10 protein-coding genes and 1 pseudogene are annotated in these 14,891 nt (G+C 72.9%); 6 read left to right on the forward strand and 5 right to left on the reverse strand.

Annotation, left to right across the window (positions count from 1 at the left end; genetic code table 11):
- Nucleotides 1-68: 68 nt before the first annotated feature.
- Nucleotides 69-1,247: a DNA recombination protein RmuC gene (rmuC, locus tag SM450_RS01475; protein WP_474617813.1), complete on the reverse strand. Its 1,179-nt coding sequence runs from the start codon at nt 1,245-1,247 to the stop codon at nt 69-71.
- A 55-nt stretch (nt 1,248-1,302) separates the two neighbouring features.
- On the opposite strand from rmuC, the gene SM450_RS01480 reads away from it, so the two are divergent.
- A complete protein-coding gene (locus SM450_RS01480) occupies nt 1,303-2,076 on the forward strand; it encodes a hypothetical protein (RefSeq protein ID WP_474617814.1) in 774 nt (257 codons plus the stop codon).
- 69 nt (nt 2,077-2,145) lie between these two features.
- On the opposite strand, the gene ppc is transcribed toward SM450_RS01480, so the two are convergent.
- Nucleotides 2,146-4,932, reverse strand: a complete 2,787-nt coding sequence (gene ppc, locus SM450_RS01485; RefSeq protein WP_474617815.1) for a phosphoenolpyruvate carboxylase — start codon at nt 4,930-4,932, stop codon at nt 2,146-2,148.
- Between the two features lie 123 nt (nt 4,933-5,055).
- Nucleotides 5,056-6,105, reverse strand: a complete 1,050-nt coding sequence (locus SM450_RS01490) for an ABC-2 transporter permease (RefSeq protein WP_474617816.1) — start codon at nt 6,103-6,105, stop codon at nt 5,056-5,058.
- Between the two features lie 51 nt (nt 6,106-6,156).
- Here SM450_RS01490 and SM450_RS01495 point away from each other — a divergent pair.
- Nucleotides 6,157-7,198: pseudogene (locus SM450_RS01495) on the forward strand (S66 family peptidase).
- On the opposite strand, the gene SM450_RS01500 reads toward SM450_RS01495, so the two are convergent.
- A complete protein-coding gene (locus tag SM450_RS01500; protein WP_474617817.1) occupies nt 7,192-7,560 on the reverse strand; it encodes a winged helix-turn-helix domain-containing protein in 369 nt (122 codons plus the stop codon). The pseudogene SM450_RS01495 and the gene SM450_RS01500 overlap by 7 nt on opposite strands.
- Nucleotides 7,561-7,625: 65 nt before the next feature.
- On the opposite strand from SM450_RS01500, the gene SM450_RS01505 reads away from it, so the two are divergent.
- The gene (locus SM450_RS01505; RefSeq protein WP_474617818.1) at nt 7,626-7,934 is read left to right on the forward strand and encodes a hypothetical protein; all 309 of its coding nucleotides are present in this window, start codon (nt 7,626-7,628) and stop codon (nt 7,932-7,934) included.
- 449 nt (nt 7,935-8,383) lie between these two features.
- On the opposite strand, the gene SM450_RS01510 is transcribed toward SM450_RS01505, so the two are convergent.
- Nucleotides 8,384-9,286, reverse strand: a complete 903-nt coding sequence (locus tag SM450_RS01510) for a cyclase family protein (RefSeq protein ID WP_474617819.1) — start codon at nt 9,284-9,286, stop codon at nt 8,384-8,386.
- Between the two features lie 172 nt (nt 9,287-9,458).
- Here SM450_RS01510 and mfd point away from each other — a divergent pair, with 172 nt between their 5' ends.
- The 3 genes from mfd to SM450_RS01525 are packed head-to-tail and all read left to right on the forward strand — an operon-like array spanning nt 9,459 to nt 14,883.
- Nucleotides 9,459-13,094, forward strand: coding sequence for a transcription-repair coupling factor (gene mfd / locus SM450_RS01515; RefSeq protein WP_474617820.1), 3,636 nt, complete (start codon nt 9,459-9,461; stop codon nt 13,092-13,094).
- Nucleotides 13,095-13,141: 47 nt separating this feature from the next.
- A complete protein-coding gene (locus SM450_RS01520) occupies nt 13,142-13,897 on the forward strand; it encodes a hypothetical protein (protein ID WP_474617821.1) in 756 nt (251 codons plus the stop codon).
- Nucleotides 13,894-14,883 carry a nucleoside triphosphate pyrophosphohydrolase gene (locus SM450_RS01525; RefSeq protein WP_474617822.1) on the forward strand — a complete coding sequence of 330 codons (990 nt, stop codon included), beginning with the start codon at nt 13,894-13,896 and terminating at the stop codon, nt 14,881-14,883. Before SM450_RS01520 ends, SM450_RS01525 begins: the two co-directional genes overlap by 4 nt.
- Nucleotides 14,884-14,891: the final 8 nt, after the last annotated feature.

A 14,891-nucleotide genomic window follows, 5' to 3' on the forward strand; every position in this document is an offset into this window, starting at 1 on the left:
GTCACTAGTGGAGAGGGGTTTGTGACCACTCCGTGACGAGATCGGCCGTCATCGTCACGTCGGATGTGTTAGACGTCGATATCTGCCGGCCGTTCGGCCGATGTGGACGGCTGGCCCAGCAACTCGGGCGCCTGCGGCTGCCGGGGCGCAACCTCGACCTGCGCCGGAGCAACCAGCTCGTCGCCGGAGACGCCCAGCTCGGCCAGCTTGCGCGCACTGACAAGCACCCGGGCCTCCAACGAACCGACCGCCCGGTTGTAGGCAGTCACCGCCCCGCTCAACGAGCTGCCCAGCTTGCCCACGTGGTCGCCGAGCGTGGACAGCCGCCCGTACAGCTCGCGGGCCAGCGAGTGGACGGTCGCGGCGTTGCGGGCCAGCGCCTCCTGCCGCCAGGAGTAGGCGACCGTGCGCAGCAGCGCCACAAGCGTCGCCGGCGTGGCAAGCACCACGTTGCGGGCGAACGCGTGCTCCAACAGCGCCGGGTCGCGTTGCAACGCCACGTCCAGGAACGGGTCGGCCGGCACGAACAGCACCACGAAATCGGGGGTCTGGTCGAACGCGGTCCAGTAGGACTTGGCGGCCAGGCTGTCCACGTGCGCGCGCAGGTGCCGGGCGTGCGCGTCGAGCTGGGTGTCCCGCCCACGCTCGTCACGCGCCTCCATCGCGGTCAGGTAGGCGTCGAACGGGGCCTTCGCGTCGACCACCACCGTGCGCCCGCCGTGCAGGCGCACCACCAGGTCGGGGCGGACCCCCTGATGCTCGGTGGCGGCGGTGACCTGCTCGTTGAAGTCGCAGTGCTCAAGCATGCCGGCCGCCTCGACGATCCGCCGGAGCTGGTGCTCGCCCCAGCGGCCCCGCACCTGCGGTGCGCGCAGCGCCGCGACGAGCTGCTTGGTCTCGGTGCGCAACTCACCCGAGACGGTGCCCATCGCGCGCACCTGCTCGCGCAGCTCGGCGTACGCGTCGACCCGGTCGTGTTCCAACTCGGCGACGCGCTGCTCATAGCGGCGGAGCGTGTCGTGCAGCGGCGCCACCGCGCGCGCCACCGCCTCCTGGGACTGCGCGGTCGCCTCGTAGCTGAGCGCCCGCATCGACTGCTCCAGCCGCCCCTCGCCCTCCCGGGTGGCGGCAAGCGTCGCCTCCAGCCGGGCCACCTCCGCCGCCGACCGCGCCCGGGCCGCCAACCAGCCCACCGCGCCGCCCGCGGCGAGGCAGAGCACCACCACGGCCAGCGTCGAGAAGCTCATGCCAGAGAGCTTGCCAAACGGGTACGACGTGCGCGCGGTGGGTACGTTCGAGGTCATGGACATTGCCCTGTGGCTGTTCCTGGTGCTGATGCTCGGAGGTGCGCTTGTGTTCTGGCGATGGGGAAGCAGGTCCCGGCGGGCCAACGAGCTGGCGGACGCCCGCGCCGAGGCGCAGCGGTGGTACGAGCGGCTCGGCGGCCAGCTGATGAACCTGCACGGCGACGCGCCGGCGGTCCGGCAGGCGCTCGCCGACGCCGGTGAGCGGTACAACGCGGCCGGCTCGCAACTGGAGCAGGCGCGTACCACGCACCAGTTCGCGTTGGCGCGGGAGACCGCGCTGGAGGGGCTGGCGTACATCCGGGCGGCGCGTACGGCCATGGGCATCGACCCGGGCCCGGAGCTGCCGCCGCTGGCCGCGGCCCGCGGCGCCGGCGCGCTCACCAAGGAGCGCGAGGTCGACGTGCAGGGCCAGCGGTTCCGGGCCGGCCCGCAGCCGGGGAGTCAGACGCCCTACTACTATCCCGGCGGCCGTCTCCAGGGCCGGCCGGTGCCCGCCGGGTGGTACTCGACGCCGTGGTGGAAGACCGCGCTCGGCGCCGGCGCCGGGGTGATCGGCGGCATGCTGATCGCGGACGCGCTCTTCTCACCCGCGTTCGCCGACCCGGGCTACGGCTACGACTCCGGCTATCAGGAGGGCTTCCAGGACGGTTTCGGCGACGGCCAGGACTTCGGCGACCAGGGCGGCGACTTCGGCGGCGACCCGGGCGGCGGCGACTACGCCGGCGGCGATTTCGGCGGCGGCGGTGACTTCGGCGGCGGCGACTTCTAATCGGAGCCAGGTGTTAAAAGGGGCCCCCGCCTATGCAGAAAGCGTTAAGCGGGGGCCCCTCCTTACCTCTCAGCCGGTGTTGCGCATGCCGGCGGCGATGCCGTTGACCGTGGTCAGCAGCGCCCGCTCCAGCGCCGTGCCGTCGTTCGGGGCGCGCCGGCCGCCAGGTGCGGTGGCCACCGCCCGGCCGGCGGCGCCGGACTCGCGATACTGCCGCAGCAACGCCACCTGGAGATGGTGCAGCGGCTCCAGGTAGGTGTCCCGCACGGCGAGCGTGCGCTGGAGGACCGGCGAGTTCTCCAGCAGGGCCGGCGAGGCGGTCACCGCCAGCACCTCCCGCTTGGTCAGTTCGTACTCCTCCTCGATCTTGGCGAAGATCGGGTGCAGCTTCTTCGGGACCAGGGTCTCCACGTAGCGGCGGGCGATGCTCAGGTCGGTCTTGGTAAGCATCATCTCGACGTTTGACAGGAACGTGCGGAAGAAGTGCCAGTTCCGGTTCATCTCGGCGAGCACGTCGGCCAGGCCCGCCTCCCGCGCGGCGGCCAGCCCGGAGCCCACGCCGAACCAGCCCGGCACGATCTGCCGGGTCTGCGTCCAGCCGAACACCCACGGGATGGCGCGCAGGCCGGACAGGCCGGCGCCGGTGTTCGGGCGCTTCGCCGGCCGGGAGCCGATGTTGAGCGCGCCGAGCAGCTCGGTCGGGGTGGACGCCCAGAAGTAGGCCGGCAGGTCCGGGTCCTCGACCAGGGACCGGTAGGACCGGAACGCCGAGGCGGACACCACGTCCATCGTCGCGTCCCAGCGTTCGAGCATCTCGGCCGGCTGCCGGGGCGCGGTGTGCAGCAGCGTGGCCTGGAGCACGGCGGCCACGGTCAGCTCCAGGTTCTCCCGGGCCAGCGCCGGCAGCGTGTATTTGTCGGAGATGACCTCACCCTGCTCGGTCACCTTGATCGCACCGTCGAGCGTGCCGTAGGGCTGGGCGAGGATCGCCTCGTGGGTGGGGCCGCCACCCCGGCCGACCGTGCCGCCCCGGCCGTGGAACAACCGCAGGTGTACGCCGTGCCGGGCGGCCACGTCCCGCAGCGCCCGCTGGGCCCGGTGGATGGACCACTGGCTGGTGGTGATGCCGGCTTCCTTGTTGGAGTCGGAGTAACCGAGCATCACCTCCTGCACGTCGCCCCGGGCCGTGACGAGCGCCCGGTACGCCGGCAGCGACAGCAGCTCGTCCAGCAGCTCGCCGCCGGAGTCCAGCTCGGCCGGGGTCTCCAGCAGCGGCACGATGCCGACCCGGGCCCGCCCGCTCTGCACGTCGACCAGACCCGCCTCGCGGGCCAGCACCACGGCGGCGAGCACGTCGTCCACGCCGAGCGTCATCGAGATGATGTACGACTCGATGACCTCGGGGCCGAACCGGTCCTGCGCCTCGCGGATCGCCCCGAACACGTCGAACGTCTTGCGGGCCGACTCGGTGAGCGGGCTGTCCTGGGTGGAGAGCGGCCGGCGGCCGGTCAGCTCGTCGGCGAGCAGCTTGGTGCGCTCCAGCCGGGTCAGCGACGGGTAGTCGGACACCTCGCCGACCGCCTCGTAGAGCTGCTCCAGCACCTCGTGGTGCTTCTCGGCGTGCTCCCGGATGTCCATCGTGGCCAGGTGCAGCCCGAACGCGGACACCGTACGGATGGTGGAGGCCAACCGCCCGACGGCGGTGAGCTGACCGGAGTTGCGGGCCAGCGAGGCGCGCAGCAGCTCCAGGTCGGCGATCAGCTCGGTCGAGCCCTGGTAGTCCCGGCCCGGCACGTGCGGGGTGCCCGCGCGCAGCCGCTCCCGGGTGTTCGCGAGCTTCGCCTTCACGCACCGGGCCTTGAGCCGGTAGGGCTCCTCGGCGTTGACCCGGCGGAACCGGGGCGCCACCTCGGGCAGCGCGTCCAGGTCCTTGGCCAGGCTGGCGGAGAGGTCGAGGGAGACCGCGCGCAGCCGGCGGGAGACGCTGACCTCGCTGATCAGCTCGTCCATCGCCTTCTCGGTGGCCTCGATGCCGTGCTCGTGCTGGATCCGCAGCACCTCGCGGGTGACCGCCGGGGTGACGAACGGGTTGCCGTCCCGGTCGCCGCCGATCCAGGTGCCGAACGACAGCGGGCGGGCCGTCGGCGACGTCTCCACGCCGAGTGTGCGCAGCGTGTCGGCGAGGTCGTCGAGGACCTGCGGCGCCGCCTCGGCGTGCAGGTCACGCAGGTAGTAGATGGCGTTGCGGGCCTCGTCGGTCGGGTCCGGCCGGTCCAGCCGCAGCTCGTCGGTCTGCCACATCAGATCGAGCAGCTCGGCGAGGCGGCGGTTGGCCGGGCCCTCGTCGCTCGCTCCGTAGAGGATCGCGTTCGCGGTCTCGGCGTCCAGCTCGTCGGCGACGGCGCGAAGCTTGGACAGGATGGACCGGCGGGCCGCCTCGGTGGGGTGGGCGGTGAAGACCGGGCGGACGGCCAGCCGGCGGGCCGCGGCGGCGATCTCCTCGGCCGGTACGCCGCGCTCGGCGATCGTCTTGGCGGCCTGGTCCAGCCAGCCGCCGTGGGTGGCGCGGCGGCGGCGCAGGTCACGCGCGCGGTGCACCTGCTCGGTGATGTTCGCCAGGTGGAAGTAGGTGGAGAAGGCGCGGGCCAGCTTCGTGCCGGTGCTGACGTCGAGCCCGGCGAGTCGCTGGGCCGCGGCCGGCGCGTCGGAGCGGACCTGGGCGCGGATCTCCTCGACCAGGTCGAGCAGTGGCCGGCCCTCCTGGCGGGCCAGGGTCTGCCCGAGCAGCGTGCCGAGTCGGCGGATGTCGGCCCGGAGAGCGGCGTCGGGGCCGTCGTGGTCGTGCTGGTCGGTCACGGTGCGCTCCTTACGCGAGGACGAAGGACAGCGCTGTCCGACTCCCCTGGATGGTATCCGCGTACGCCCCGACGGCAGGAGGGGGACGACGTGATGACCTTCACTCCGGGATGCGCCGGCCGGTCACCCCTCGGCGTGCCGGGCGCCTGCGGCGTGTCGTCCCGGCGCGGTCCGGGCGGCCCGCCGGCGAGCCCGGAACATGGTGGCGGTGAGCAGCCCGACCAGGCCGGCGACCACCCAGACAAGCAGGCCGGTCAGCGCCCAGCCGCCGCCGCGCCAGCCGAAGTAGATGGCCGACTTGAACAGGTCGGTGGCGAGTCCGGGCACGTTCCAGCGGTGCATCCCGCGCAGGAACGGCGGCAGGAACTCGGGCGCGTAGATGCCGCCGGAGCCGGGGTTGCCGAGCACCACCAGCAGCAGGATCACGATGCCCGTGCCGAGCAGCCCGAGCCACGCCTGCACGGCCGCCGCGACCATCCCGGCCGCGAACGCGGAAAGCGCGCCGATCACCGCGACGGTTCCCACCCTGTGCGGAAAGACGTCAAGCACCGGGCCGACGAGCACCGCGGCGATGAGGCCGAGCAGGATCGAGTGCACCGCGAGCGTGGCGATCCGCAGCCCGGCCCGGCGCAGGTCGCGCGGGCTGGTGCCGAGCGAGATGCCGAGCGCCGTGGACGCCAGGTAGCCGCCGAGCACCACGCCGACCGCCAGATAGAACGGGACCAGGCCGCGCGGGTCGCCGCCGGACACCGGCACCTCGTCGGTGACCTGGAGCGGCACGCCGGCCTGCCGGGCCGCCTCGGTGAACACGTCGGTGACGAGTTCGGTGGCGGCGGGCGCGCCGGCGCTTGCCGTGGCCAGGGTGAGCCCGCCGCCGGGGTTCGAGTGCAGCACCGCGTACACCGATCGGTCGTTCAGGCCGTCGACGGCGCGTTCCTGACTGTCGTACCCGACGGATTTGATGGTGTCGGTGCGGGCGCGGACGGCCGACATCACGGCCTGGGCCTGCTGGTCGGTGGTGACCACGGCGACCGGCACGTCCTTCGGGTCCGGCTTGTGCAGCGCGCCGACGTAGGCCGCGATGAACGCGCTCGCAAGCGCCAGGGTGCCGAGCACCAGCGCCGCCGTGCGCGGCAGCCAGTCCCGGGTCCGCAACTCCGGCTCGTCGTCCACGGCCTCAGCCTATGGTCGGAAATCGCTGGTGCGGGCCGATAGCGTCGGATCATGACGCCACCGCGCTACCCGACCAAGCCGGAGCCGGGCGACCGGGTCGCTGTCGTCTCACCCTCCGCCGGCCTGCCAGGTCTCTTCCCCCACGTGTACGAACTGGGCCTGCGCCGGCTCCGCGAGGAACTCGGCCTGGAGCCGGTGGAATATCCGACCACCCGGGTGATGGGCGCCGACCCGCGGGACCGGGCCCGTGACCTGACCGCCGCGTTCGCCGACCCGGCGATCACCGCGGTGCTCGCCACCGTGGGTGGGGACGACCTGGTCACGGTCACCCCCTTCCTCGACGACGACGTGCTGCGGTCCAACCCGAAGCCGTACTTCGGCTACTCCGACAACACCAACGTGCTCAACCACCTCTACCGGCTGGGGATCGTGGCCTACCACGGCGGCTCGGTGCTTGTGCACCTCGGCCGCTCCGGCCGGCCGCACCCGCTGACGCTCGACTCGCTGCGCGCCGCGCTGTTCAGCGCCGGCTGGTACGACCTGACCGCCGCCGCCGAGTGGGGCGACGAGCCGCACGACTGGCGCGACCCGGCGACGCTCACCGAGGAACCGCCCATGTATCCGGGCGGGGGCTGGCGTTGGCACGGGCCCGCCCGGGTGGTGCGGGGTCGCACCTGGGGCGGCAACCTGGAGATCCTGCACTGGCTGGCGGCGGCGGACCGGGTGCCGTCCGCCGCCGAGCTGGCCGGCTCGGTGCTGGTCATCGAGACCTCGCAGGAGATGCCGCCGGCCCAGGAGGTCTTCCGGATCGTGCGCAACCTGGGCGAGCGCGGTCTGCTCGCCGGCTTCCCGGCCATCGTGGTCGGCCGCCCCAAGGCGTGGGACTTCGATCGGCCGCTGACCGTCGCGGGAGCGGCTGGCCTGGGGCGAGGAGCAGCGGGCGGCGGTCCTGCGGGCGATCGGGCCGTACACCGACGACCCGGTGGTGGTCTTCGACGTCGACCTCGGCCACACCGATCCGCAACTGATCATCCCGTACGGCGGGGAGATCCGGGTCGACGCGGTCGAGCGCCGGATCGCGGTGCGCTACTGACCGCGCTGCTCCCGCACGAACACACCGGCGCCGGGCGCGCCCTCGACGAGTCCCCGCGCCTTCAGCCAGTCAATGGCGGAACGCACCACCTGGCGGGAGACGTCGAACTCGGCGCACAGCTCGGTGCCGGAGGGCAGCTTCGCGCCGGGCGGATAGTCGCCTGATTCGATGCGCTCGGTCAAGGTCTCGATGAGGCGTTGCTTCTTGGTGTAGGCAGGCATGGGTCGACTCCGTGGCAGGTGCACCCATGTGATCACGGCGGACGACGAAGCGTCAATCAAATGTGGTGGCAGGTACTGACCTGGCATGACAGGTAGTCGTAGGTTGCATCTGGGTGACCGTGGCAGGTCCCCACGACGCATAAGGCGGCCCGGGGTGGAGGTGGCACTCCGCTCCCCGGGCCTTGACCGGGAAGGACGCCCGGCCCATGAGCAATCTATCGAACATCGCCCACCCGCCCTGGTGCCTGCGTGGCCCGGACTGCGCCGGTCGTAACGGCCTGCATCTGTCCCGCCTAGTCGGCACGGCGGTCCGGGGTGACGAGGTGATCCAGGCCGGAGTCGGCCTGTGGCGGATGGATGTCGGCCCGACGCCGCCGTCCGGCCTACTGCTGGAGTTCTCCGCGGGTGAGGACGTCGAGCGGTGGCCGATCGACCTGCCCCAGTCCCGCGCACTGGTCCGCGCGTCCCAACACCTGCTCCGCCACCTGCACCCCACCGCATCCCGCGCCGCCTGACCCCCACCCCCGCCCCCGCCCCCGCCCCGCGAGTTGATCAACGAGTTCCTGTCGTCGAAACCGCCCTCCCGCACCCCAAACTCCTTGGTCAACTCACGCATCGCACCCTGCCCGCGGCGATCATGAAGTTGGCGGCGTTCCAGGAGATCAACCTTGCCGTCAACTTCATGATCACCCGGCTTGCCCGATGGGAGGGCGGGTTGGGCTTGTGGTGGCGGGACAGCCGGGATCTTGGAAGGAAAGGGCCCCCGGAGGGGCCGAAATCTTCCAAGATCTCTTCTGCTCCCGGGATACGGGAGGGATCGTGCGTCGTGTGGGAGCGGCGGTGGGCGGGCGCTTCCGGCCCGGCCGGCGTCATGGCGTCGGCGGTGCGGGGCGCCCGGCTGTCGTCGCCAACCTCATGAGCCCCTGACGACCTCCACTTACCGATCGACGGATACTGCGGGCGGTCAGACGACGGCGAAGGCGCGGACCGGGAAGGTGCCCATGCCGGCCACCCGCGGCGGCGCGGCGGTGAACCGGAAACCGGCCGGCGGCAGCGCACCCAGGCCGGTCAGGTGCTCCACGATCGGGATGCCGGCGGCGAGCAACGTGCTGTGTGCCGGGCGCTCGCCGGCCGCCGCCGGGGTCATGTCGTCGATGTTGATCGAGTCGATGCCGACAAGCGTGGCACCCGCCGAAACCAGCCAGGACGCGCCGTCACCGGTCAGGAACGGCGCGTCCGGAGCGGCGTACCGGTCGGTGCCGAAGTGGGTGTCCCACCCGGTGTGCAGCAGCACGGCCCGCCCGGCCACGTCGTAGGGGGCGAGCAGCAGCCGGTCCACCGCCCGGGTGCCGGCGGGCACGCGCACCACCAGGCCGGGCAGGTCGGCCAGCCGGTCCAGCCCGACCCCGGTCAGGTCGGCCCCGTCGGCGTAGCGGTGCGACGGCGTGTCGACGTACGTGCCGGTGTTGGCGATCATGTCGATGCGGCCGACGTGGAACTCGACGCCCGGCGCGTACCGCTGACGGGACGCCTCCCGGGTCAGCCACTCGGTGATCCGGGGCGCGGGCCAGCCGGGCAGCGTGACCATGCCGTCGCCGATCACGTGGCTCAACTCGACGAGACGCCGTCCGGCGGTGGCCGGGGTGTCGACGCCGCGCCCGCCCTTGTGCGGCTCCGCCACCACGCTCCGGTTGCTGATCCGCACCTCGCCGACCATGAGCAGCCCGAGGTGCCGGACGAGCAGCGCGGCCAGCTCGTCGTCGGTGACGTCCGGGCCGGGCACATCAAGCCGGAACCCGTCGGTGCGCAGTCCGCCGCCGTTGACAAATTCCACCTCGGCGTCGAAGACCGCCCGATACTCGCCCATGCCACCACGCCACCATGCCCCCTCCACCCCGTCAAGAAGCGCCAGCGCGCATCGTGCCGTGAGTCGGCGCGCATCCGGGTAACGGGGTGGGAGGGGATAAGGTCGGGGGGTGCACCCCCCGTCCGGCTGGACGCGGGGTCGTCGTCGTGTCAAGCGCTGGAAGTGAATGCTGATGCTCACCGGACTCTTCGCCGCCGCCCTGGCCGACCCCGGGCTGGCCCGGGCGCGTGACCTGGCGCGCTCCGGTGCCGCGCAGGTCGACGGCCTCGACCTCACCGCACCCGCCGCGCTGCGCCCGTTCGCGGTCGCGGCGGTGGCCGCCGACGTTCAGGGGGCCGGGCGGCCGGTGCTCGCGGTCACCGCCACCACCCGTGAGGCCGACGACCTGGTCTCGGCGCTTGGCAGCCTGCTGCCGCCGGAGCAGGTGGCGGTCTTCCCGTCCTGGGAGACGCTGCCGCACGAACGGCTCTCGCCCCGCTCCGACACGGTCGGGCGGCGTCTCGCCGTGCTGCGCCGGCTGGCCCACCCCGACTCGGCCGACGCGCACGGGCGCACCGGGCCGCTGCGGGTGGTCGTGGCGCCGGTCCGGTCGCTGCTCCAGCCGCAGCTCAAGAACCTCGGCGACCTGGAGCCGGTGCAGCTCGCCGCCGGCGAGGAGGCCGACCTGGAGGAGGTGGCCCGCCGGCTCACCGACATGGCGTACGCCCGGGTCGACCTGGTCACCAAGCGCGGCGAGTTCGCCGTGCGCGGCGGCATCCTCGACGTCTTCCCGCCCACCGACGAGCACCCGTCCCGGGTCGAGTTCTGGGGCGACGAGGTGGAGGAGATCCGCACCTTCGCGGTCGCCGACCAGCGCACCATCGAGGGCGTACCGCAGCTCTGGGCGCCGCCCTGCCGCGAGCTGCTGCTCACCCCGGAGGTGCGGCAGCGGGCCGCCGCGCTCGCCGCCGAGCACCCCGAGCTGGCCGAGATCCTCGACAAGCTGGCCGAGGGCATCCCGGTCGAGGGGATGGAGTCCCTGGCGCCGGCGCTCATCGGCGACGACGCGCTGGAGCTGCTCGTCGACTGCATGCCGGCCGGCACCCACGTGCTGCTCTGCGACCCGGAGCGGATCCGCACCCGGGCGCACGACCTGGTCCGTACCTCGGAGGAGTTCCTCCAGGCGAGCTGGGCCGCAGCCGCCGTCGGCGGCCAGGCCCCGGTCGACCTCGGCGCCGCCGCCTTCAAGACCCTGGCCGAGGTACGCACGCAGGCCCGCGCCCTGCGCCAGCCCTGGTGGACGCTCGCCCCGTTCGGCCTGGTGGAGGCCGAGAGCGCGCCGGCCCGGCAGCCCTGGGAGGACGCGCCGGCCGAGGTCGACGTCACGCCCGACGACGCCATCGCGGTGAGTCTCGCCGCCCAGCCGGCTCCGCTTTACCACGGCGAGACCGCCCGGGTGGTCGACGACCTGAAGCGCTGGGCCGGTGAGGGTTGGTCGATCGCGCTCGTCTTCGAGGGGCACGGTCCCGCCCAGCGGGCCGTCGAGGTGCTGCGTGACGCCGGTCTCGGCGCCCGCTTCACCGAGGAGGTGCCCACCGCGCCCGCCCCCGGCGAGCTGCTCGTCTCCTGCGGCTGCCTGACCGCAGGCTTCGTCGACGAGGCGTCCCGGTTCGTGCTGCTGACCGGCAACGACGTCACCGGCGGGCGGGGCACCTCCACCCGCGACATGCGCAAGATGCCCAGCCGGCGGCGCAACACCATCGACCCGCTGGAGCTGCGGGCCGGCGACTTCGTGGTGCACGAGCAGCACGGCATCGGCCGGTACGTCGAGCTGGTGCAGCGCACCGTCAACGGCGCCAGCCGGGAATACCTGGTGATCGAGTACGCGGCGAGCAAGCGCGGCCAGCCCGGCGACCGGCTCTTCGTCCCCACCGACCAGCTCGACCAGCTCTCCCGCTACGTCGGCGGCGAGCAGCCCACGCTGCACAAGATGGGCGGCTCGGACTGGCAGAAGTCCAAGGCCCGGGCGCGCAAGGCGGTCCGCGAGATCGCCGCCCAGCTCATCCAGCTCTACGCGGCCCGGAAGGCGTCCAAGGGGCACAACTTCGGCCCGGACACGCCGTGGCAGCGGGAGCTTGAGGACGCGTTCCCCTGGCAGGAGACGCCGGACCAGATGGCCGCCATCGAGGAGGTCAAGCGGGACATGGAGCAGACCGTCCCGATGGACCGGCTGATCTGCGGCGACGTCGGCTACGGCAAGACCGAGATCGCGGTACGGGCGGCGTTCAAGGCGGTGCAGGACGGCAAGCAGGTGGCGGTGCTGGTGCCCACCACGCTGCTGGTGCAGCAGCACTACAACACGTTCGCCGAGCGGATGAGCCAGTTCCCGGTGAACATCCGGCAGCTCTCCCGCTTCCAGACGCCGAAGGAGAGCGAGCGGACGCTGGAGATGGTCGCCGACGGCAGCGTCGACATCGTCATCGGCACCCACCGGCTGCTCCAGGCGGCCACCCGGTTCAAGCATCTCGGTCTGGTCGTCATCGACGAGGAGCAGCGCTTCGGCGTCGAGCACAAGGAGCACCTGAAGACGCTGCGCGCCTCGGTCGACGTGCTCGCCATGTCGGCCACCCCGATCCCGCGGACGCTGGAGATGGCGATCACCGGCATCCGGGAGATGTCCACCATCGCCACCCCGCCGGAGGAGCGGCACCCGGTGCTCACGTTCGTCGGGGCGTACGACGACCGGCAGGTGGCCGCGTCCATCCACCGCGAGCTGCTCCGCGACGGGCAGGTCTTCTACCTGCACAACCGGGTCGAGTCGATCGACCGGGCGGCCCGCCGGATCCGGGAGTTGGTGCCCGAGGCGCGGGTCGCGGTGGCGCACGGCCAGATGGGCGAGGAAGCGCTGGAGAAGGTGATGGTCGGCTTCTGGGAGAAGGAGTTCGACGTCCTGGTCTGCACCACGATCGTCGAGTCCGGCATCGACATCCCGAACGCCAACACGCTCATCGTCGAGCGCGCCGACCTGCTCGGCCTGGCCCAGTTGCACCAGATCCGGGGTCGGGTCGGCCGGGGCCGGGAGCGCGCGTACGCGTACTTCCTCTACCCGGCGGACAAGCCGCTCACCGAGAACGCGCACGAGCGGCTCGCCACCATCGCCCAGCACACCGAGTTGGGAGCCGGCATGTACGTGGCGATGAAGGACCTGGAGATCCGTGGCGCCGGCAACCTGCTCGGCGGCGAGCAGTCCGGTCACATCGAGGGCGTCGGCTTCGACCTGTACGTGCGGATGGTCGGCGAGGCCGTCTCCGCGTTCAAGGGCGAGAGCACGGAGGAGGAGGCCGACGTCAAGATCGACCTGCCGATCGACGCGCACCTGCCGCACGACTACGTCGGGGTGGAACGGCTGCGGCTGGAGATGTACCGCAAGCTCGCCGAGGCACGCGACGCCGAGCGGCTGCGCGAGGTGGTGGCCGAGATGACGGACCGCTACGGCGAGCCGCCCGTGCCGGTGCAGAACCTGGTCGCGGTGGCGAACTTCCGGCTGCTGGCCCGCCGCTACGGCCTGGCCGACGTGTCGATGCAGGGCAAGCATCTCCGGTTCAGCCCGTTGCCGCTGCCCGACTCGAAGCAGATGCGGCTCAAGCGCTACCACCCGGACTCGGTCTACAAGCAGGCGGCCGACCAGGTGAGCGTGCCCCGGCCGAGCACCCGCCGGATCGGCGGCGAGCCGCTGCGCGACCAGGCGTTGCTGGAGTGGTGCGCGCAGCTCCTCTCCGACGTCCTGGGCGAGCCGGCGGCGCAGCCGGCCGGGGCGGGGGCGCGGTGAGGTGGGCGGCGTCACAGCCGGATACGGGGCGTGAGAGAGTGACCGTCATGCGTGCTCGCCGTCTTGTCGCCGTCGCCAGCGTGGCGGTCGGCCTCGTCGCCCTCTCCGGTTGCCGTACCGAGCCCGGGGTCGCCGCCTACGTCGGCGGCCACCGCGTCACCGAGGATCAGGTCACCTCGATCCTCGACGAGGTGCGGGACGGCCTGGCCAGCCAGCCGGCCACCGCCCCGCAGGCCGACGCGCTGCTGCCGGCCCGGGACCAGGTGGTCGCCACCCTCGTGCTGTCGGACGTGTGCCGGGAACTCTCCGCCGACAAGGGCTACCAGCCGCAGGGCCAGGTGACCCCGGATCAGGTCGCCGAGCAGACCGGCCTGCCCGCCGACGCGACGTACCCGAAGAAGGTGGCCGAGTTCTACACCTGCATGTCCGGCCTGCCGGCCTCCGAGCAGGCCGCCCCCACGCCGGACGAGCTGGCCACGGTGATCTCCGCCGGCCGGGCCGCCGGCGCCATCCCGCCGGACGTCTCGGACGCCGACGCCGCCCGCCAGCTCGACGGCGAGCAGCTCCGCTCCGCCCTGGGCACCCGTAAGTCGCTCGCCGACGCCATCGGCGGGTACGACGTCTCGGTCAACCCGCGCTACCGTCCGTTGGCCTTCCCGCTGCTCAGCTTCAAGGGCAACGTGCCGGCGGTGGCCGTGCCGCTGGGCGAGCCGGGCTCGTCGGTCACCGACGTCTCCACCCCGGAGCCGGACGCCGGTGAGTCGATGCCTGTGGTCGACCCGTCGGCGGCGCCCGGAGCATGACCGCGCGCATCGTCCTGCTTGTCACCTCGCCCCGGTTGCCGGCCGGCCTGCTGACGTCGGCCGCCTGGGACGCCGTACGCGCCGCACCGGTCCTCACCGGCGCGGAGAGTGAGCTGACCCGGGCGGTCCGGACGGCCGGCGCCGAGGTGCGCGTGGTGACCGAGGGCGCGACGCAGGCCCTGCTCGACGCCGCCGCGGCGCACGGCGGCGCGGTGTGGCTGGCCGGCCCGGCCGGCGACGAGGCACTCGCCCGCGAGCTGGGGCTGCGGCTGGCCCGCCAGCCCGGCCTGGCCGAGCTGGAGCTGATGTACGGCTCCTGGGATCCGCCCGGCGCCCGGCTGCTCGACGCGGTCGAGGTGATGGACCGGCTGGCCTCGCCGGGCGGTGACCCGTGGAAGCGGGCGCAGACCCACCGCAGCCTGGCCGGCTTCCTCATCGAGGAGTGTTACGAGGCGTACGACGCGATCAGCGCCGACGACACTGACGCGCTCCGCGAGGAGCTTGGCGACGTGCTGCTCCAGGTGTTGCTGCACGCCCGGCTGGCCGAGGACCTGCCGGAGGGCGAGCGCTGGACCGTCGACGACGTGGCCGGCACCCTGGTCGACAAGATGGTGCGGCGCAACCCGCACGTGTTCTCCGGTGAGCAGGCCGGTTCGATCGAGGAGATCGAGGCGAACTGGGAGCGGATCAAGCGGGCCGAGAAGACCCGTGACTCGGTGCTCGACGGCGTGGCGTTGAGCCAGCCGGCGCTCGCCCTGGCCGCGAAGATCCTGGACCGCGCCGGCCGGGTCGGCCTGGCCGTGCCGCCGCCGCTCGCGCAGTCGCAGGTGGACCCGGAGGCGCGGCTCGGCGCGAGTCTGCTGGCCACGGTCGCCGCCGCCCGGCAGGCCGGCATCGACCCGGAGGCCGCGTTGCGTCGCGCCGCCCTGGCGTACGCCGACGCGGTCCGCGCGGCCGAACGCGCCACCCCCGCCCAGCCCACCTGACCTCCGAG

The sequence above is a fragment of the Micromonospora marincola genome (assembly GCF_056150385.1).

What these genes read in the sequence shown, in the direction of transcription:
- rmuC (WP_474617813.1), bottom strand. Translation starts at nt 1,247, where the DNA reads ATGAGCTTCTCGACGCTGGCCGTGGTGGTGCTCTGCCTCGCCGCGGGC.
- SM450_RS01480 (WP_474617814.1), top strand. Translation starts at nt 1,303, where the DNA reads ATGGACATTGCCCTGTGGCTGTTCCTGGTGCTGATGCTCGGAGGTGCG.
- SM450_RS01500 (WP_474617817.1), bottom strand. Translation starts at nt 7,560, where the DNA reads ATGCGTCGTGGGGACCTGCCACGGTCACCCAGATGCAACCTACGACTA.
- SM450_RS01505 (WP_474617818.1), top strand. Translation starts at nt 7,626, where the DNA reads ATGAGCAATCTATCGAACATCGCCCACCCGCCCTGGTGCCTGCGTGGC.
- SM450_RS01510 (WP_474617819.1), bottom strand. Translation starts at nt 9,286, where the DNA reads ATGGGCGAGTATCGGGCGGTCTTCGACGCCGAGGTGGAATTTGTCAAC.
- mfd (WP_474617820.1), top strand. Translation starts at nt 9,459, where the DNA reads ATGCTCACCGGACTCTTCGCCGCCGCCCTGGCCGACCCCGGGCTGGCC.
- SM450_RS01520 (WP_474617821.1), top strand. Translation starts at nt 13,142, where the DNA reads ATGCGTGCTCGCCGTCTTGTCGCCGTCGCCAGCGTGGCGGTCGGCCTC.
- SM450_RS01525 (WP_474617822.1), top strand. Translation starts at nt 13,894, where the DNA reads ATGACCGCGCGCATCGTCCTGCTTGTCACCTCGCCCCGGTTGCCGGCC.